This window comes from Brasilonema angustatum (assembly GCF_059505445.1).
Genome location: NZ_JCACKO010000039.1, coordinates 1 through 18797, shown reverse-complemented (window position 1 = coordinate 18797; position 18797 = coordinate 1). Strand labels below are relative to the sequence as shown.

Here is an 18797-nt window from a genome sequence, read left to right as displayed (position 1 = left end):
ACAAGCTGAGTTGCAATTGAATTAAGGGATCTGTTCTTTATTACCTGTTGTTCAATGACCCATTTATTTTAAAAAGCTACTGATAAGCCATAATAATACGAATGTGACGACAGTAGAAAACTGATTTTGAGTCACATTCATAATCTGTGTTTGAGGGATAAGCCATGTGGCGACTAGCCCTCCTGCAATTAACCCTGTAGTAAGACCAATTAGCGTTAATAAAACTGCTCTACCAAACTTTTTTTCCTTACGATTAAGAAAGTAAATACTGACACACACCCCAAGTACTAACGCTAATTGCAATGCTTGGTCGCCACCAGCTTGGTAAAAAACGCTAATGGCACTTAATCCAACATACCAAGCTCCAGGCAACAAAGTATCTGTTAATGTTGGCTTATCTAGAATTCGTTGCAGCCATGCAGGTGACTGCTGGCGAGGAGTTTGACTTTCTTTTGGAAGCGATTGCACTAAACGCTCTGGAAATCGGATACGTTCAGGCACTTTAATTTTACCTTCCTGGCGCATCTTCAAGCGTTCCATCAAAATCGCATCATAAGCAGCTTCTATAGCTTCCAGACGCTTAGCATCGCCACTGTGTTGCTCCAATAGACGATTGCGAACATCTTGAATTTCATCAAAGCTAGCATCTTCTGATAGCCCAAGTTTATCGTAGGGATTCTGCTCGTCGCTCATGGGAGTTTATTACTTCAGCCTCAGTCAGCGGCAATGTTTTACTAAACAAAAAATACTATATTTTTATCTTGGTTGAAACCAAAGTTTTGGTCAATTCGTATGCTTCACCCGGATATTAGCACTGGTAAGCCACACTAGTTTGGTAATTTTAACTAAGCTAATGAGCATTTAAGTTGCATAAAGCCAGGACTGAAGCCCTTACTACAAGCGAATCAGTTTGGGAAAATGAATGACGATTAGCTTATAGCCACTTTAACATATAGCCATAGCTCCGTGTATCCCCTCATGTCGTTGATTAACTAGGGCTTTACTCTAGAATTTAAGCAAAAAATACCTAAAAGGCAATTTTTACGATGAAAAAATCTCTTGTGTTTCAGATTCAACAATTTACGTTCCTCCAAGGTGAGTTCTAAATAATTGTCTTTTGCTTCCTCGTGCCATAAAGTCACATCTCGATTTAAAATTAAAGGGTTTTAAATTATCGCACATCTGGGATAGCTTCTGTCCAAGTTAAACCAGTTGTTGTGGCTAAGGTTAGAGGATTTGCCCTATGGACACAAACAAAATTGACAAAAAAGTCAAATACTGGAGCAATGGGCAGCATTTCCAAAATATTTACGCCCTAATTGTGGATAATCCTGATTACACTAGTATTTAAATAATCAGGGAAATCATACCTTAGCCTTGTAGATACATATTGTCTCCAATGCGAAAACCATTTTTTTGACGGAATTCGCCCTTTATCCTATAAATTTTTGTGCAAAGTGATGGTCATGGCTCCTGCCAAGATTCTTGTAGTTGATGACGACCCTGCGGTTCGAAACTTAATCCAACGCTTCTTAATTAAGCAAAACTATCAGGTAGAATCTGCCGAAGATGGTAAAACTGCTCTTGCGCTGTTTGAGCAATTTAACCCAGACTTGGTAATTTTAGATGTAAATTTACCAGACGTCATCGGATTTAACCTCTGCCAAGAGATGCAAAGCCGTAACGGAGTTTTTGTATTGATGTTAACAAGTCGTGCAGACGAAGCCGACAAGATTCGCGGCTTTTCTAAAGGTGCGGATGATTATCTGACCAAACCCTTTGGTCTAGGGGAACTAGAAGTTAGAGTAGCAGCCATTTTAAGGCGTCAACGTGTTGTTACTACGGCAGAACAGAAGAGGTTAGTCTTTGAAAAATTAATGATTGACCCCGTACGGCGGGAAGTCACACTTAACAGCCAACCAGTGCCTTTAACTGCTTTGGAGTTTGACCTGTTGCATTTTTTAGCTAGCCATCCTGGTCGAGTTTGGCGGCGTTCTGAACTGATTCAGGAGGTTTGGGACTATGAGTACGTCGGGGATCAAAGAGTTGTAGACGTTCATATCGGTCAAATTCGCAAGAAGATTGAGATTGATGCCAGCCAACCAGCATTAATTCAAACTGTACGAGGCGTCGGGTATAAGTTTGAATCTTCTTCTCAAGGTCAGCATTTTGAAAAATCTTCCTAACCTAAAATATTGCCAAAATATGTACGTCACGGATATTTTTCTGGAAAAACTGGTTATAAAATTAACCTTCATACAACTGCTTAATTCAGATCTACTGCACAAGCACTAATCAGGCGTTGTTTTAAAGCCTCAGTCTGTTGACTTCAAGATCTGAGCCTTCAACTAGCAGCTTAGCAGCCAGTAAAATATGAAAGAAACACCTTTTTCCCTTACACCCCTACAACGCGCTTGTGCTACCCTGCAGGAAGCCGTCTCCGGCGTCTACAAGTCGGGAAACTCTAGCCGAGCACTGGCTCCCCTTACACCCCTTACACCCCTGTGTTTCTTGAGAGGAAAATAAAAAATGAACTAAAAACCATAAAGGATGAAAAACTTTATCCTTTAGTTTCCGGTTATACATTAGACTTGCCTTATTTTTTTAAGGGATAACTAAATCTGAAACCACGCCGTCAAGGCAACAGCCAATGCATCTGCAGCATCGTCTGGATGAGGAATGTAGTCTAAATTCAACTCTCGCGCCACTGCTTGCTGAACTTCCTGTTTATCCGCGTTACCATATCCCGTTAATGCCTGTTTAATTTGGGCAGGATTAAATTCCACTGTTGGTAAGTGATGCTGTGCCAACACCAACATGACTATTCCTCGTGCTTGTGCAATGAGGATAGTATTTGCCATACGATAAAAGAAAAGTTTCTCTATTGCTACCAGTTGAGGTTGAAATTCTTTTATCAGGGTGTGTAAATCGTCGTATAACGTACATAGCCGCTGTCCGATTTCTGTATTAGCTGGCGTATTGATAACACCAAAGTCGAGTAGACTTACACAATCATGTTGCACCTTGTCTTGATTTTTTTGGCATATAATCGCCCCAAATCCTAAAATTGCTAGTCCCGGATCTATTCCTAAAATTCGCTGTTCCATTTACTTGTTGTTTTTTTGACCATAAAGCCTATTGAGTCGGTATACTGGCAATTTAGACTATGTACTTTTAGTCCAATCGGATTGAAAAGTGTAACAATTCCACATCTGAATTTCAACCAGGTGGTATACATTTTCTGTTAATCATTGTTAGTAGTACTGCTATAAATCAGGTATGTCAATTGGTTTTCTCAGACAAGCCCTCAAAGCCCTGCAAAAGCAGTCACGCAGTCGCACTTCCTATCGAGTGAACCAGTGGTTCAAGTGGTTGTCCCCTGGGCTATCGGTGAAACGATGGTTACTCATTAGTGTTGGAGGTATGATTTTAGCAAGTCTGGGATTTGCTATCTGGATTAGGCTAACGCCAATTTTTTGGGCGATTAAGTTTTTGAGGGGCATTCTGGGAGTGATCACCGATATTGTACCGTATTACATCAGCGGTCCTTTGGTGATACTGGGTGGCTTGTTGCTGCTTCTGTGGGGACAAACTCGGACAGTAAGTTCAATTACTCAGGTACTGCGATCAGAAGGCGATGAGGAACTTATTGATGTCTTGCTGGCACATCGCCGATTGTACCGGAGACCGAAAATTGTAGTCATTGGTGGTGGTACTGGACTTTCCACACTGCTAAGAGGTTTGAAAGCTTACAGCGCCAATATTACTGCCATTGTCACTGTAGCCGATGATGGCGGTTCTTCAGGACGGTTACGTCAGGAATTTGGCGTGCTACCACCAGGAGATATTCGTAATTGTTTAGCAGCATTAGCTGACGAAGAAAAGTTATTGACAGAACTGTTTCAGTACCGCTTTAAAGCTGGAGATGGTTTGACAGGTCACAGTTTTGGCAATTTGTTCTTGACGGCGATGAGTGACATTACTGGCGATTTGGAAAGAGGTGTAGCTGCCAGTTCTAAAGTCTTAGCAATCCGAGGACAAGTTTTGCCAGCAACTCTTACCGATGTGCGTCTTTGGGCTGAGTTAGCCGATGGTCGCCGTATAGAAGGGGAATCTAAAATTACCGAAGCGGGTGGTAGTATTGTCAAAATTGGCTGCATTCCTGCAAATCCGCCAGCTTTGCCAGCAGCTATTAAGGCAATCAAAGAAGCTAATTACATCATTATGGGTCCTGGTAGTCTTTACACCAGCGTCATTCCTAATTTGTTAGTACCAGAGATTGCTGATGCGATCGCCGCCTCGGACGCACCACGCATTTACATATGTAATATCATGACACAACCTGGAGAAACTCAGGGATACACTGTTGCTGACCACATTAGGGCGATTGATGCTGCTTGCGGTAGACCTCTGTTTAATGCTGTACTGGTACACAAAAAATCTCCTAGTGAGCGTGCACTGATCCGCTATGCTCAACAACACTCCCATCCTGTTTTTCTAGATCGAGAAGCCGTAACCCAGTTGGGACGGCGAATTGTGATAGCTAACGTGATGCATGAAGATGAAACAGGTTGCGTCCGTCACAACTCCCAACTATTAGCACGAGTGTTGTGGCGGTGGTATAGTGGGGGGCATCTTAATAATTCAAAATTCAAAATTCAAAATTCGTCTTGAAAAGTTTTGCGCCGGGAAACCTGGACGCGCAAACTTTTCGCAAAATGAAAGACATTTTCTTCCATTGGGGGCGATTTAAACCTCAACTGAAAGTGAGACTACGTATACACCTAGCGGTCTTAGACCCTTTCATTTACGATCAAAAGTCAAAAGGTTGAGAAGACAACATGATAAACCAATTCAAAATTTATAGTATGTTCTACCGGCAGGCTGCACGAACAAAAAATAATTTTGAATTTTCTACTTCCTGCCCACAAGCTGCCAATTGGGCGTAGTGGATATTCAAAATTTTGAATTGAGCGAAGGAGGTCAGTGATGAGCAAAATTTTTCTGGCAGATACAACCGCGACGCGAAAGCTTGGAATAACTCTTGGTCAATCACTAAATGCTGGTAATGTCATTTTGCTAGAAGGTGATTTAGGTGCTGGCAAAACGACTTTAGTACAAGGGATTGGGGAAGGCTTAGGCATTACTGATCCAATTGTTAGCCCAACTTTTACCCTAATTAACGAGTATACAGAAGGACGCCTTCCGCTTTACCATCTGGATTTATACCGTTTGGAATCAAATGAAGTCCCCGCATTAAACTTGGAAACCTACTGGGAAGGCATTGAAGTTACACCAGGAATTGTCGCGATTGAGTGGGCGGAACGTATGCCCTACAAACCAGATAGCTATCTTAGTGTACGCTTGAGTTATGGAGATGAAAAAACTCGCCAAGCGGAAATTACACCCCATAATTGTGTTCTTAGTGAAGAAATCGTTACTAGGCGCATGTAATTTGTACCTTTTGGGCTTGTTGTAAATTTGTCCTTCCTAAAAAACTGTGTAAATATTTACCTGATAATTGAGATTTTTGCCACAGTTCCAAGCTCTTAATACAGACAATCAACCACACTAAGCCTGTCGCATAGCCAGCTAGTACATCAGTAGGCCAGTGTACACCCAGATAAAGCCGACTAAAACCTATTGCAATAATTAAAACAACGGTTAAAGCAAAAATTTGTCCTCGCCATTGAGGAAATTCCTTTGCCAAAATATAGCCTACAAAGCCATAAATCACTATTGACCCCATTGCATGACCGCTAGGAAAGCTGTGATGTCCTACATTAATAATCCAGTCCCATAAATCTGGACGTGCTCTACCAAATAGCCGTTTTAGGAAAAAAGTTAAGCTTATAGCACCAATTGCAGCTATGCTCAAGGTAGTTGCTTGAATGCGACGATTATAACGCTGCAGTCCCATTCTCAATCCCAAACAAATTAACAGCAAAACGACTGGTTGTCCGAGAAAAGTGATGCCAACCATAATGTGATCAAGAAGTGGCGTATGCAGCTTCTGAATTGCTAGTAAAATGCGTTCATCAAGACCATACCTATGTAGCAGCCCGGTGAATAGAACAAGAGTGGACACAGTGGTTCCTGATATTAGAATAAGTTGACTGCCCGCTTGCTCTAATTGTTTTTTCACATGCGTTTGGGTGCTTTTTTGTTTGTGCTCACCGACTGTCAAGTGATTTAATTTTCTTTTGTTTATAGGTGAAATTTTTGCTTCTTGTGACGCTGCGCTGATATAAGCTGTCCTTACAGGCAATTTTGTGCCTTGTTTTCTGTAATCTAAGACAGTTCTTTCAAGAAGCGAGGCTATAGCATTTGCACTCAAATCTGAGTGGAAAAGAACAAGAACATTTCCTGTATCATGATTGGCACTAACTTGTTGAATGTTTTTGTGTTCCGATAATCGCAATTCAAGATATCTTTTGAGAGCTTCCGAACGATAAAGCCCATTTACCTTATATCTAGCTCTTCCTTTAACAGCAGTGTGTATTGCCCGAACTAAAGGATTTTGATTGAGAAGGTTATGAAAATGAGTGCCCATTTTTCTACTTAGCTGATTCCAGTCAAACTGTTAGGACTTACACATCATACATATGTACTAAACAGACTTTGGCTATTTCAGGCATGTTCACGGTTGTTTGACAGCTACTCCCGATCCGCCAGAAGAATACCTGATTTAACGTAGACACGTAGCGGCTTCCCGCAGGGTACCGCCAAGACGAGCCAGCGCTGCAGGAGGGGAGCCAGTGCGGTTGACTAATGATTAAAAGTTAAGGCTTGACCCCGCACTCGTGTATCTACGTTGCCTTTTTCATACACAACTTGACCACCTACTATAGTTATCACAGGCCATCCAGTTAAATTCCAGCTTTCAAAAGGACTCCAACCACACTTGGTCAACAATTCCTCGCGTAAGACAGGACGATAAGTGTCCAAGTCTACAAGAACTAAATCAGCATCATAACCAGGAGCGATCGCTCCCTTATTTGGAATACCATATGCCTTGGCTACCGCTTGTGACATCCAGTTAACAACTTGAGCAACGGTACAGTGTCCTTGCATTGCAGCGGTTAACATCAAAGGTAGAGAAGTTTCTACACCAGGCATTCCAGAAGGAGTATTTGGATACTCTTGAGCTTTCTCATCCAATGTATGAGGTGCATGATCTGTGGCAATAAAATCAATCACGCCATCACGCAAAGCTTGCCAAAGGACTTGATTATCGTGGGGCGATCGCAAAGGTGGATTCATTTGCGCAAAGCTGCCAATCTTGTCATACGCACTGGTATTAAGTAACAAATGCTGGGGTGTGACTTCTGCTGTCACCCAACTTGGTTTGTCTTGACGCAGTAAGTTTGCTTCTTCCGCTGTTGACATATGCAGAATATGCAAACGACGCTGATATTTCTTAGAAAGTCTTAACGCTTGCTCAGTTGCTAGTAGGGCGGCTTGATTATCTTGAATTTGAGAATGAATGGCTGGATCATGAATTCCAGCGAATTCCTTGCGACGTTCGTTAATTCTGGCTTGGTCTTCAGCATGAACAGCAATTAAACGCTCGCCTTTAGAAAATATAGCTTCCAGTGCAGCGTCTTGGTCAACTAGCAACTGTCCATGCATTGAACCCATGAAAATCTTGATTCCACAAGCTGGTTTTGCCAAAAGCAAATCAGGCAAGTTGTCTGTCGTTGCCCCAATAAAAAAGCCATAATTAACCAAGCACTTTTGTGAGGCTCGTTGTAGCTTATCATCAAGAGCTTGCTGGGTAATTGTTAAAGGACGTGTATTCGGCATTTCCAAAAAGGAAGTGACTCCCCCTTTGGCACAAGCACAACTGGCGGTAAATAAGTCTTCCTTATGTTCCAGTCCTGGTTCGCGAAAGTGGACTTGTGGATCAATGACTCCTGGCAACAAAGTTAACCCTTGTGCGTCAATTTCTGTAGTTGGCGTTGTGGCAGTAATTTCTGGTGCAATTTCGATTATTGTGCGATCGCTTGTCAGCACATCCCCAACAACCGATTCACCATTGGATAAAACTATTCGAGCGCGACGAATCAGCAAACTGGTAGGAGATGACATGGATCAACTGCGTAAAAAAAAGAACTGAGCGTGACAGATAACTATTTATATAGGTTAAACTTAGTTGGATTCTTTGCAGGCATTTTGTGTTTTTCGTAACAAAAACTTTATAATTTTTAATAAATAAACTCCCTTAAGATGACTACATTACCTTAACACCTAATTTGTAAAGTGTAAGATAAACAAATACAGCATCCCTGCTGAGGCAAGTGAATCACCTGCACCAAAGCCATTACTTTTGTAATTTCACAGCATATCAAGTGTCTAAAAATAACTCTAGTCACCAACCACCCAATAATTCTTGGCTCGCAGAACTTAGTAGGACAGTGATATTAAGCATAGTCCTAGCCTTAGGAATTCGCACATTTGTTGCCGAAGCTCGTTGGATTCCTTCTGGTTCAATGGAACCAACCTTGCATGGATCTCCAAATCAGTGGGAGGCAGATAAGATTATTGTCGATAAATTAAGTTATAAATTTTCTAGTCCGAAGCGAGGCGATATCGTAGTATTTTCCCCTACACAAGAGCTACAAAAAGAACAGTACCAAGATGCCTTTATTAAGCGTGTCATTGGGTTACCAGGAGAAAAGATTGAACTCCGGAATGGCAAAGTTTATATAAATAACAAAGTCCTTCCAGAAAACAAGTATCTATCAGCTACACAACGTACAGTTATTGATGTTTGTACATCAGGTCCGCAACCGTCTTTCTTATCCCAACCAGTGACGATACCCCCGAACTCATACTTAGTGTTAGGTGATAACCGCAATAGTAGTTATGATAGCCGTTGCTGGGGTCTTGTTCCACGTGAGAATATTATCGGACGTGCGATCGTTCGCTTTTGGCCTCTCAATCAAGTTGGAGGAATAGATAAAACTCCTCTGTATCCATAATTACAGAAAATTTTGATAAAATACTTTAGAACTCTTTTTTTCTAAGGGAATCTCAATTATTATCTAACAACCCAGCTGCAAATTCTATGGCTTGTTCTGGTGTGAAAATCTTGCCCTCAATCTGCGCTACTGCAATTTCAGTAAGAAGTTTGCCAACCAGTGGCGAAGCTGGAATATTCAGTGCTAACATAATATGTCTACCGCTCAATAGTGGTATGGGATAAGCGACCAGATCATCAGGGTTAAGATAGCGGGTGATTAATTGTGTAAGCGCCTCTAACGATGTTCCATTTGCTAGTGCTAAAACAACACTGGCAGGGAAAACTAATCCCGCTTCTTGGAAGAAAAAAAATTGTTCTCGTAAAGACATTAGAGGCTTTTGTAATTGCGGTAACACCGTTAAAGCGGTGCTTACCGCTTTTATTTCAGCACGGCTATAAGTTAATTCCATCAACTCTATTTCTGCTATTTTGGGTTCTGAGTTGACTAGAGTTGCAAGTTTTGCAACACCCAACCAAGTGGTTTTGACTGTTTCGCGTACGTATTCGGCAAGTTCTACCCCAAATTGCTGCCACATTTGAGCAAGTTGATAAGCAACTTTATCAAGCACTGCTAATAAACTTACACTTTCTTTTGTCGCGTGTTTAAAGAAAGGCGCAAGTAAACCATCTTCCCATCCTTTTGCAATCCAAGGAGTTCCTTGAGCGTCAACTAGCATATAGCTTAATTCTGCCCGCACTCTTTCCGAGGCAACTTTTGTTATGTGTGATGCTAAAGAACGAATTTCAGCTTGGGTATTTGGCTCAATCGTAAAACCAAGTTGTGCTGCTTGCCGATATGCCCGCATTAATCGTAATGGATCGTCTACTAAATTAGCAGGTGATATCATTCGCAAAAGACCCTGTTGCAAATCTACATAACCTTGTAGGGGATCAATGATTTCTTGAGTGTGAGGATTATATGCGATCGCATTTACTGTGAAATCTCGCCTGTGCAAGTCTGTTTCTAGGCGATCGCCTTCCTGTTGAGCAAAATCCGCTGTGGCGTTGGGAAACACAACACGAGCAATTTGTCTTTGTGGATCTAATAAAACAAAGCCTGCTTTGTAGTGTGTCGCTATTTTGCGAGCTACTTTTACAGCGTCAGATGGAACAACAAAATCTAGATCCAGATATTCGCGATTCCTTCCCAAAATAGCATCTCGTACAGCACCACCTACAATGTAAGCTGCTTGTGGCAAGAATTCCAAACTAAATGGCCAATTTTCTGGTGACAGCAGAGAAGGAACTGAACCGTTCATCGTAATAAAAATAAACCCAGCGACTAGTGAATAACAATGGTGCTTAAGCTAGATTATCAATAAAGGTCCCCGGAGTTGGTTCAATTATGTGTGTTTGTGTAAATTGCCACTATGTAGACCGCTGTCTCACCTACCATGCGGTAGAAACGCAGCACCAACAACCGCACTTGACCGAAACGCCAAATTTTGAGCCGAACGAACCTTCCATCAATGTCAATATCCGTACACAGGAAGATGTGATTGAAATGGAATGGGATGTTGTAGGCTGTCTCAGTTTTAAGCGGGAAATGGGTAAGTGGTCGAAGTTGCGTCCTGGTGAGTTAGTGCCAACCTGATTATAGATTCTGTTGTGTGTGTTTAACGCGGCTACTGCTATTTTTTGTGGTAGTCGTATCTGTGTGTGTAATTATATTTTTAACCATTATTTGAACAAGCTTTGACCACTGAATTAGAACATCTTGAACCAACAGAATACGGACTGGCACTCCACACCACAACTCGTGAACTAGGTTTGGCAATAAGTAACTTTGCAGGAGACACACGTTCTCAAGTTTGGTATTTAGATCGTGAATTATCTAGTCATTTGCATCAATATTTAATTGAGTTTATCCAGCCCCAGATTTGGGGAAACTTGGCATTTATTGCCGTTGCAAAAGGGCCAGGAGGTTTTACTGGCACTCGTATTGGGGTTGTCACTGCCCGTACTTTGGGGCAACAGTTAGGTCTTCCTGTCTTTGCTATTTCTACTTTGGCAGCTGTAGCTTATTCACAAGTTTTTCACTTCAGTTCTGTGTCAACGGAAACCAAACCAGCAGTAAGATCCCAAAGCGACATCGCTGTGGAAATGCCTGCTCAACGCGGTCAAGTTTTCGGTGCTATTTATCAATCGACACCAAATATTTCTGGACTTACCAGCTTGTTGCCAGATACCGTGATGACACCTGAAGTCTGGCAAGAAAAATTAGCTACCTGGAATACCACTTATCAACTTATTAAAGCAGAATCTGGATTAGCAGCGACAGTCACAAGTGTATTGCAACTCGCATATTTAGATTGGCAACAAGGGAAATGTCCTAATTGGTCAGAAGCATTACCATTTTACGGTCAGCATCCTGTGGAAATGTAGAAAACCAGCAACCACTTCGCCCTTCATGAATATGGTAAAACCCCATAAGACCTTTCCTCCTCCAGATAACCAAAGTACAAGTCAACATAAATCGCCTGGACAAATCATCACAGTATTAAACAATTGGGCTTGTTCTCCCGATGGGATACTAGCCAAAATGGCACTGAAAATGGCAATAGCATCTGTGATCTCTTTGGTCATTGCTCAGTGCTTGCGATGGGAGTATCCCTTTTATGCAGTCATCGCTGCAATTATTGTGATGTCATCAACGCATGGTAGTACTTTGACATTGGGAATTCAGCGGTTAATAGGAACAGCGATTGGTGCCATTGGTGGAGCCATCTTTGCTATTACGCTAGGTAGCAATCCTTGGTCATTGGGAATCAGTGTATTCCTGACTATACTTCTGGCTAACTACTGGAAATTCAATGAGACGGCGAAGTTGGCGGGATATTTATCGGCAATTGTTATATTGAGTCATAACCAGTCTCCCTGGCTCTACGCTTGGGGCAGGTTTCTAGAAACTCTGTTGGGGATTTTTGTTGCACTGTTGGTAAATAATTTGATCTTTCCTGCTTCTGCGGGAATAGAACTGAGGGGTTGTCTGTCACAAACGTTGGTGGCTTTGGAGGAATTTTACGGATTGGTTGTGGACGGTGCATTAACAGGAAATTATCAGCGTTCCAAAGCGGATGAGATAAAAGTCAATATTATTAGTTCATTACAGAAAGGACGCCAGCTATGGAAAGAAGTCAGACAGGGACAAACACGCGAACCGCCACAGAAGCAAGTTAATGAAGCTTGGGAATTTTTAGTCCGAAGGATTTGGGAGCATATCCTGACAATGGAACATACTATACTTGCCCGAGAGCAAGACACATTTTGGCATATGCTTTCACCTCAACTAACCCAACTGGCACAAGAAACCAGAAGTGCCATGTTCGCCTTGGCACACGCTGTTAAGTCGCATCAATCTCATCTATCTTTACCAAAGATGGAAGTTGCGCTCACCAATGCATCAGCGCAATTGAATCACTTGCAAGGTATTCGACACACAGATTATCCCATCAATGAGCTACTGCGCTTTTTCACCTTTTTGTACACGATGGAAGAAGTCGGTAGAAAGCTGCAAAGAATGACGGACACATTAACTAATTCCTAATAAAATGAATACTTTTCACCGAAATTAAATTTTAGATGAAAGAAACTTAAATTCTCTTTATTGACTCTTGACTTATTAACAACTTACAACTTCATTTCTTGTTTCAAATTTAAGTTACCGAAGATTAAATTAAATATTGTTAATTCAGCTATACAATTTGGTAGAAGTAAATTTTAATGATTAATTGATACACTTTGATAGAAAATCTTCAGTAATGTGGAGTGCAAAGTGAAAAAGTCCAGTGTGGAAGAGTCTGGAATACTGCATGAAAACTTGCAAAAGTCAAATAGTGCGGAGTGCAAAATGCAACGTTAAAGGGTGCAATACTCAAAGAGTACGGGGAAGACGTAGTACTTCCGCTCCACAGTTTCTAATTTCAAATTTGCTTGTCCTATTCTTTGGAGCCAGCCATGTTTGAGATTAGTTTATTTTTAAAATAAAAGTTCAGACTGTTGCAACAAGTCAGTTTTAAAAATTCTGACGATAAAAATATTTACGTTATCGGGGTAATAATACTCTTCCTAATTGTCTAGTAAGTTGTGTTGCTAGACAATCTCAAAGTTGCAAGATTTTATAACAACTTTGACGCTTAATGCTGCCTATTGCTATATGCAATAAGTTGAAATCGAGTTAATAACTGTTTACCTACTTGTCCTTTTTTTCTAGCGGAAAAACTCACTACAATGCCCTGGCAAGTTTTATCGTATAACTGTCCAATTAATCCGGTTCATGCCGCTTTACTGAACACGGGTAAAGTCTTGTTTTTTGCAGGTTCGGGTAATGATCCGAACAACGTAGCAAATTCTGCTCAAGGTGCAGCTTTGTGGGATGTGAATAACGGTACCTTCTTACGTCCAAACATCCCTCTAGATAATGCTGGAAACCCCATTGACGTTTTCTGTGCTGCTCAGTCGTTCCTATCCAACGGTAAGTTGCTCGTTGCAGGCGGTACTATACAGTACGATCCCTTTTTTGGAGAGACCGCTACTTTTACGTTTGATCCCAGAACCCAAGCATGGACACGAGTCGCATCAATGAATAGAGGTCGCTGGTATCCTACCGTATTAACTTTAGGTAGCGGTAGGATCTTTGCGATCTCAGGTCTTGATGTAAATGGCAACCTCGACAAAAACCCAGAAATTTTTAGCGGTAGTAGTTGGACTATTTTTTCACAACCAACTAGTTCTTTCGCGCTCTACGCGCACCTTTTCCTGCTTAGTAGTGGGAAACTTTTCTATTCCGGTGCTCAACTAGGAGGCAACAATGGTGTCTCCCCAAAAATTCTCACCCTTCCTAGTAGGTACAACCAAGCCATTACAGAGCAGTCAGTGTCTGGCTTACAACAATCAGATTACGGCAACCAAAGTGCCAGTGTATTGCTACCACCAGCTCAAGATCAAAAGGTGATGATTATCGGTGGAGGCAATGATAGTGGCGTGGCAACTAATCGTGTCAATATTATCAATCTCAATCCTAGTAACCCCACTTATACGACAGCACCCTCTTTGATCAACGCTAGAATGCACCACAATGCAGTATTGTTGCCTGATCGCACGGTGTTTGTGTGTAATGGCAGCAGAATGAACGAGGATGTAGGACAATCAACCCTGCCAGCAGAGATTTACAATCCAGCAACGAATACCTGGACAGCGGTAGAGACACCAAGTGTTAACGGTCGTGTCTATCATTCTGTGGCGCTGCTTCTGCCAGATGGGAGAGTTGTGACAGCTGGGGGAAATCCTGAGCGTGGTTCTTATGAATCGCGAATAGAAATTTATAGTCCAGCTTACATGTCACAGACACGACCCACGATTCAAAGCGCTCCCCAATTAGTGGGATACGGTGGAAGAATCACGATCCAGACATCCCAAGCTGCAAGCATCAAATGGGTTCATCTAATTAGACCAATGGCGACAACTCATGGTTTAGATACCGAACAACGGCTAGTAGACTTACCAATTAACTCTAGAACTAGCGCTTTTCTCACCGTTACGATAACAAGTAACCGCAACGTGGCACCACCTGGTTACTACATGATGTTTATTACTAATAACAATAACGTTCCATCAGTGGCACGCTGGATTCAATTAACATAGTTGGCTCACAGCTCATAGCAAATGGTAAACAGGCAAAAGCCTAAGTCCGAAATTAATAATTAGTCAGGGCACAATTTACTGTCTTTCCTGACTTGATAACTCAGACGCAATTATTGTAAGCATCAAATATGAACCTGAAGTTAACACGCAGACAGTTTGGTCAAGTCGCGATCGCCACTACTGTAGTGGCTACCGTAGGAACCTTTGTAAATAAAACTTTCGCACAAACGCCTAGTTCAGACATCTTAGGTTTGATTCTTGGTTCTACCAGCACTGATGAGTTAGCAATTCCTGAAATAGATAGTACCGAAAATATTCTTGAGCAAACTACTAGCAAAGTCATTGCTGCATTCACTAACCAACCTCTTGTTGTCCGGTCTTTAAACCGTGGTCCTATACTCACAAGCGCACCTATTCTGGAGTTCGGTGAGCAAATAACTGGTTTCGCTGTTTTAAAAGATGGCACACAGGTAGTAGCTACTACTAGTACTACAGACAACAGAGCCGATCAACCGACTCGCCTTCTTGTTTTGGGTGCTTCTCCAAAAACTGTAACAATTTCAGGACTCAAAAAGCAAGAGACGATTATTGACTTGTTCACCCGTAAAAACGGCTCTCTGGGTGCTTTAGTCGGCAAAAGGAATGGTACACCCCCCATGAGTATAGTGAGTATTAACTCTCAAACAGGCCAAATTGCAGATGAGGAGAAACTGTCTGGAAATGTGCGGGTTACTACTGTCGCTGAATGTCCAGATGGAAATCTTTATGGAATTAGTGTTGATCGCCAAGGCACAACAAGTTTGTTACAGATAAATAGCAAAAACGAAACAACCCCACTAACCTTTAACGCTCAACCTTGGAATAGTGGCTTCAGTGGCTTGGTTTGCTCTTCATCAAGCGAATTGTTCGCCTTAGGTGCTCGAAGATATGAGTCACCAAAATACCTGCATACCATCAATAAAAGCACTGGAGTTATCACTAGGATAAAAGATTTTGACGTTGCCAGAATTGCAATTTAGCTTGGTTGAGTTAACTTAAGCATGTGATTCACCACTCATGATTAGTTGGGTTAGAGAGTATACGTCAGCGTATCTCTCTTCCCAAAGAACCACGTATGACTTTTTTCAATCACGTGGCTCAACTCTTACTCGAAGCTGAAAGTAACAAGCGTCCAAACGCTAGGTTTATAAACGTGTATCTATTGATGACAGATTTTCTGTCAGTGTTGAAGGTTACTAACTTCATTAGTGCCACCATCTTCCTTGTTCATTCTTTTGTGACACTCGCCATCGCCCTGTCAACAGCTTGCAATGCTTCCTCGACTTCTTTTTCTGTCACAATCAACGGTGGCACAAACCGAATGACTTTAGGACCTGCGGGAACAAGCAATAAGCCCTCGTCGATCCCAGCTTTCACAACCTCCGCTGCTGTTAGCGCAGTTTGTGGATTTAATACCATACCGTTGATCAAACCCCAACCGCGTACTTCGGTGATGTGACTGGGGTATTTTGCTGCGATCGCCTGCAAGCCACTTCGCAGTTGTTCACCCCGATCCTCTACGTTTTGTAAAATATTCTCCTGTTCTAAAGTTTGACAGACTGTCAGGGCAACTCCACACACAAAAGGATTTCCGCCAAAGGTACTCGCATGTTCTCCTGGTTGAAAAACATCGCAGAATGATTTGGACATCATTGCCCCGATAGGGATACCACCGCCCAAGGCTTTAGCACTCGTGAAGATATCTGGCTCAACACCAAGACACTCGTAACCCCATAGTTTGCCGCTGCGCCCCATGCCGACTTGGACTTCATCAAAAATCAGCAAAACACCAGTTTCATCACAAATCTGCCGCAGCTTTTGGAAGTAGGCAATATCTCCTGGTCGTACACCACCTTCTCCCTGCAATGGTTCTATCAAAATTGCCGCTACGCGATAATCACCTTCATCGAGTTCGCTAATCGCTACTTCCACTGCTTCTATGTCATTGTAAGGTACATAGTGGAAACAGGGCATTAAAGGTTCAAAGTTCTTTTGATACTTCGGTTGACCTGTGGCGGTAATTGTTGCCAAAGTTCTTCCGTGAAAACTGTCATGTGCGGTCAAAATGATTGGTTTTTCAATTTGTTGCACTGTATGGGCGTATTTCCGAGCCAGTTTAATCGCAGCTTCATTGGCTTCTGCCCCCGAGTTGCAGAAAAATACGCGATCAGCACAGGAGTGCTGGACTATCCACTTTGCTAATTCTCCTTGCTCAGGAATGTAGTACAAATTAGAAACGTGGTGTAGTTTTTGTATTTGTTGTGTGACAGCTTCAATTAATGCAGGGTGGGCATGTCCCAAGGCACAAGTGGCAATACCTGCTACAAAGTCGAGATATTCTCGCCCCTGTGTATCCCAAACACGGCATCCAGCACCCCGTTCTAGGGCTATGGGAAACCGCGCATAGGTGGACATGACAACTTGATTGAAGCTATTTGTATCAAAGGGGCTAGACGGAGTCGTCGCTTGTGAAATCAGAGTTTGTATGCTCACTACCTACTCCTGAAATTTTTTATCCTACCGTTGGATACTAGTTTCTATGAGAATCTTGAAAAAAATCTTCTTACAAACCTCATATTAAGCTAGCACTCAGATATTCTCAAACGAGTGGCGATGGAAAAAAACCGTGTATTCAACACTTGAACAAAAATACCAAAGTATCCAGAAAGAGTTAAAAGCAGGGGTGATCGCTCTTGCTGGAGTCTTTCTTATTGGCACTTTGTGGTACAAGTTTGTGGAGCATTGGGCTTGGGAAGATGCGGTTTACATGACCGTCATCACATTATCTACTGTTGGTTACGGTGAAACCCGACCGCTAGGGGCACGAGGCAGATTGTTTACCATCGCCTTGATTTTAATGGGTGTTATTAGTATTGGTTATATTGTCAACAGATTCACAGAAGCCGTTATTCAAGGTTACTTTCAACAAGGAATTAGAATACGACAACAGAGGCGCTTGATGGAATCCTTAACACAGCATTATATCATCTGTGGATTTAGCCGCACTGGTCGCCAAATTGCCATAGAATTTCAGGCAGAAAATGTTTCTTTTGTGATTATTGATTCTCATCTAGAATCTGTACAAATAGCTCAAGAAAAGGGTTTTATTGTATACCAAGGAGATGCAACTCTGGATGAAACTTTGTGGAAAGTTGGTATTGATCGAGCGGTTTGTATTGTAGCAGCATTACCTTCGGATGCAGAAAATCTATATGTAGTTTTGTCAGCGAAAACACTTAATCCTAAAATTCGGGCGATCGCGCGCGCCAGTACAGAGGAAGCTTTGCAAAAGTTACAACGTGCTGGTGCAGATGCTGTAGTTTCTCCTTATATAACTGGAGGCAAGCGCATGGCAGCTGCAGCCCTTAGACCCCAAGTAATGGACTTTGTAGATGGCATTATCTCTGGTACAGACAGAGAATTATATATGGAAGAATTTTTGTTAGACCCTGCGATCTGTCCTTTTGTAGGTCAGACTTTAGGACAAGCAAATTTGCGAGCCAAAACCGGAGCTTTATTACTTGCTATCCGCCGCACCAATGGCGAACTTATCGGTGGTCCGACTCCTGAAACCGCTTTTCTAACAGGAGATGTTCTGATAGCTATGGGGACAGCTGAACAATTACGTACTCTTAACAAGGTTTTAGGACCCATCGGTTCCAAGAGACTGCGACGACCCAGGAAAAGTCAGTAGACCGAAAAGTTCTGCGATACGCATGATTGCGTCTGCCCTTTGGGCAATCGCTCTATGATCAATCCCATATTCTACTTGGCTTATTTATGCTGTGCTGTACTAGCAAAAAGATTACGAAAAAGTTTGATAAACCCCTTGACAGAGGAAAAAATAGGGTCTACATTAGATAAAGTGTTAAAAACAGATAACACACCGAACCAAAAAAAAATGAATAGTTTGAAAGTCTAAAGCACTGAGACTTGTGATTTTAAGAATAAATTAATAGTTTCACTTAGTGAAACTATATCAAGTTAGGAAAGATTTCGGAAAATTTTTTCCGGAGCCTTGATAAACTCATTAACCAAAACGGAGAGTTTGATCCTGGCTCAGGATGAACGCTGGCGGTATGCTTAACAC

Annotated in this window: 16 protein-coding genes; 10 read left to right on the top strand and 6 right to left on the bottom strand. The window is 42.0% G+C overall.

What is annotated here, in order from left to right; all coding sequences use genetic code 11:
- Positions 1 to 63 precede the first annotated feature (63 nt).
- Positions 64 to 693 carry a CPP1-like family protein gene (locus AC5JM2_RS09680; RefSeq protein ID WP_495834682.1) on the bottom strand — a complete coding sequence of 210 codons (630 nt, stop codon included), beginning with the start codon at positions 691 to 693 and terminating at the stop codon, positions 64 to 66.
- 773 nt (positions 694 to 1466) lie between these two features.
- Here AC5JM2_RS09680 and AC5JM2_RS09675 point away from each other — a divergent pair.
- Positions 1467 to 2186 (top strand): response regulator transcription factor, encoded by a 720-nt coding sequence (locus AC5JM2_RS09675; protein ID WP_495834681.1) that lies wholly within the window; start codon positions 1467 to 1469, stop codon positions 2184 to 2186.
- 429 nt (positions 2187 to 2615) lie between these two features.
- Here the strand turns inward: AC5JM2_RS09675 and ruvC are convergent, their stop codons facing one another.
- Entirely contained in the window at positions 2616 to 3107 is a 492-nt protein-coding gene (ruvC, locus tag AC5JM2_RS09670; protein ID WP_495834680.1) for a crossover junction endodeoxyribonuclease RuvC, read from the bottom strand.
- Positions 3108 to 3279: 172 nt separating this feature from the next.
- Here ruvC and AC5JM2_RS09665 point away from each other — a divergent pair, with 172 nt between their 5' ends.
- Entirely contained in the window at positions 3280 to 4674 is a 1395-nt protein-coding gene (locus tag AC5JM2_RS09665) for a gluconeogenesis factor YvcK family protein (RefSeq protein ID WP_495834679.1), read from the top strand.
- A 315-nt stretch (positions 4675 to 4989) separates the two neighbouring features.
- Positions 4990 to 5454 carry a tRNA (adenosine(37)-N6)-threonylcarbamoyltransferase complex ATPase subunit type 1 TsaE gene (gene tsaE / locus AC5JM2_RS09660; protein WP_495834678.1) on the top strand — a complete coding sequence of 155 codons (465 nt, stop codon included), beginning with the start codon at positions 4990 to 4992 and terminating at the stop codon, positions 5452 to 5454.
- On the opposite strand, the gene AC5JM2_RS09655 is transcribed toward tsaE, so the two are convergent.
- Positions 5441 to 6553 (bottom strand): phosphatase PAP2 family protein, encoded by a 1113-nt coding sequence (locus AC5JM2_RS09655; protein ID WP_495834677.1) that lies wholly within the window; start codon positions 6551 to 6553, stop codon positions 5441 to 5443. The genes tsaE and AC5JM2_RS09655 overlap by 14 nt on opposite strands.
- A 215-nt stretch (positions 6554 to 6768) precedes the next feature.
- Entirely contained in the window at positions 6769 to 8091 is a 1323-nt protein-coding gene (locus AC5JM2_RS09650; protein WP_495834676.1) for a dihydroorotase, read from the bottom strand.
- A 260-nt stretch (positions 8092 to 8351) separates the two neighbouring features.
- On the opposite strand from AC5JM2_RS09650, the gene lepB reads away from it, so the two are divergent.
- Positions 8352 to 8984: a signal peptidase I gene (gene lepB / locus AC5JM2_RS09645; RefSeq protein ID WP_495834675.1), complete on the top strand. Its 633-nt coding sequence runs from the start codon at positions 8352 to 8354 to the stop codon at positions 8982 to 8984.
- Positions 8985 to 9036: 52 nt separating this feature from the next.
- On the opposite strand, the gene AC5JM2_RS09640 is transcribed toward lepB, so the two are convergent.
- Positions 9037 to 10284 (bottom strand): tRNA nucleotidyltransferase/poly(A) polymerase-related protein, encoded by a 1248-nt coding sequence (locus AC5JM2_RS09640; protein WP_495834674.1) that lies wholly within the window; start codon positions 10282 to 10284, stop codon positions 9037 to 9039.
- Between the two features lie 86 nt (positions 10285 to 10370).
- Between AC5JM2_RS09640 and AC5JM2_RS09635 the strand changes: the two genes are divergently transcribed.
- The 5 genes from AC5JM2_RS09635 (at position 10371) to AC5JM2_RS09615 (ending at position 15687) form a co-directional block, all read left to right on the top strand.
- Positions 10371 to 10619: a Ycf34 family protein gene (locus tag AC5JM2_RS09635; RefSeq protein ID WP_495834673.1), complete on the top strand. Its 249-nt coding sequence runs from the start codon at positions 10371 to 10373 to the stop codon at positions 10617 to 10619.
- A gap of 101 nt (positions 10620 to 10720) precedes the next feature.
- On the top strand, positions 10721 to 11410 hold the full coding sequence (tsaB, locus tag AC5JM2_RS09630) for a tRNA (adenosine(37)-N6)-threonylcarbamoyltransferase complex dimerization subunit type 1 TsaB (protein ID WP_495834672.1): 690 nt from the start codon (positions 10721 to 10723) through the stop codon (positions 11408 to 11410).
- A 31-nt stretch (positions 11411 to 11441) separates the two neighbouring features.
- Positions 11442 to 12572, top strand: a complete 1131-nt coding sequence (locus AC5JM2_RS09625; protein ID WP_495834671.1) for an FUSC family protein — start codon at positions 11442 to 11444, stop codon at positions 12570 to 12572.
- Positions 12573 to 13255: 683 nt separating this feature from the next.
- Positions 13256 to 14668, top strand: a complete 1413-nt coding sequence (locus AC5JM2_RS09620; RefSeq protein WP_495834670.1) for a galactose oxidase-like domain-containing protein — start codon at positions 13256 to 13258, stop codon at positions 14666 to 14668.
- Between the two features lie 128 nt (positions 14669 to 14796).
- Complete coding sequence (locus AC5JM2_RS09615; protein ID WP_495834669.1) at positions 14797 to 15687, top strand: hypothetical protein; 891 nt, start codon at positions 14797 to 14799, stop codon at positions 15685 to 15687.
- A 247-nt stretch (positions 15688 to 15934) separates the two neighbouring features.
- On the opposite strand, the gene AC5JM2_RS09610 is transcribed toward AC5JM2_RS09615, so the two are convergent.
- On the bottom strand, positions 15935 to 17200 hold the full coding sequence (locus AC5JM2_RS09610) for an aspartate aminotransferase family protein (protein ID WP_495834668.1): 1266 nt from the start codon (positions 17198 to 17200) through the stop codon (positions 15935 to 15937).
- A 133-nt stretch (positions 17201 to 17333) separates the two neighbouring features.
- Here AC5JM2_RS09610 and AC5JM2_RS09605 point away from each other — a divergent pair, with 133 nt between their 5' ends.
- Positions 17334 to 18401 (top strand): potassium channel family protein, encoded by a 1068-nt coding sequence (locus tag AC5JM2_RS09605; RefSeq protein WP_495834667.1) that lies wholly within the window; start codon positions 17334 to 17336, stop codon positions 18399 to 18401.
- The last annotated feature ends 396 nt before the right edge of the window (positions 18402 to 18797 follow it).

Coding starts and splice junctions, on each gene's coding strand:
- AC5JM2_RS09615 (WP_495834669.1), top strand. CDS start 14,797: ATGAACCTGAAGTTAACACGCAGACAGTTTGGTCAAGTCGCGATCGCC.
- AC5JM2_RS09640 (WP_495834674.1), bottom strand. CDS start 10,284: ATGAACGGTTCAGTTCCTTCTCTGCTGTCACCAGAAAATTGGCCATTT.
- AC5JM2_RS09655 (WP_495834677.1), bottom strand. CDS start 6,553: ATGGGCACTCATTTTCATAACCTTCTCAATCAAAATCCTTTAGTTCGG.
- AC5JM2_RS09625 (WP_495834671.1), top strand. CDS start 11,442: ATGGTAAAACCCCATAAGACCTTTCCTCCTCCAGATAACCAAAGTACA.
- AC5JM2_RS09675 (WP_495834681.1), top strand. CDS start 1,467: ATGGCTCCTGCCAAGATTCTTGTAGTTGATGACGACCCTGCGGTTCGA.
- AC5JM2_RS09620 (WP_495834670.1), top strand. CDS start 13,256: ATGCCCTGGCAAGTTTTATCGTATAACTGTCCAATTAATCCGGTTCAT.
- tsaE (WP_495834678.1), top strand. CDS start 4,990: ATGAGCAAAATTTTTCTGGCAGATACAACCGCGACGCGAAAGCTTGGA.
- AC5JM2_RS09680 (WP_495834682.1), bottom strand. CDS start 693: ATGAGCGACGAGCAGAATCCCTACGATAAACTTGGGCTATCAGAAGAT.
- AC5JM2_RS09650 (WP_495834676.1), bottom strand. CDS start 8,091: ATGTCATCTCCTACCAGTTTGCTGATTCGTCGCGCTCGAATAGTTTTA.
- AC5JM2_RS09665 (WP_495834679.1), top strand. CDS start 3,280: ATGTCAATTGGTTTTCTCAGACAAGCCCTCAAAGCCCTGCAAAAGCAG.
- ruvC (WP_495834680.1), bottom strand. CDS start 3,107: ATGGAACAGCGAATTTTAGGAATAGATCCGGGACTAGCAATTTTAGGA.
- AC5JM2_RS09635 (WP_495834673.1), top strand. CDS start 10,371: ATGTGTGTTTGTGTAAATTGCCACTATGTAGACCGCTGTCTCACCTAC.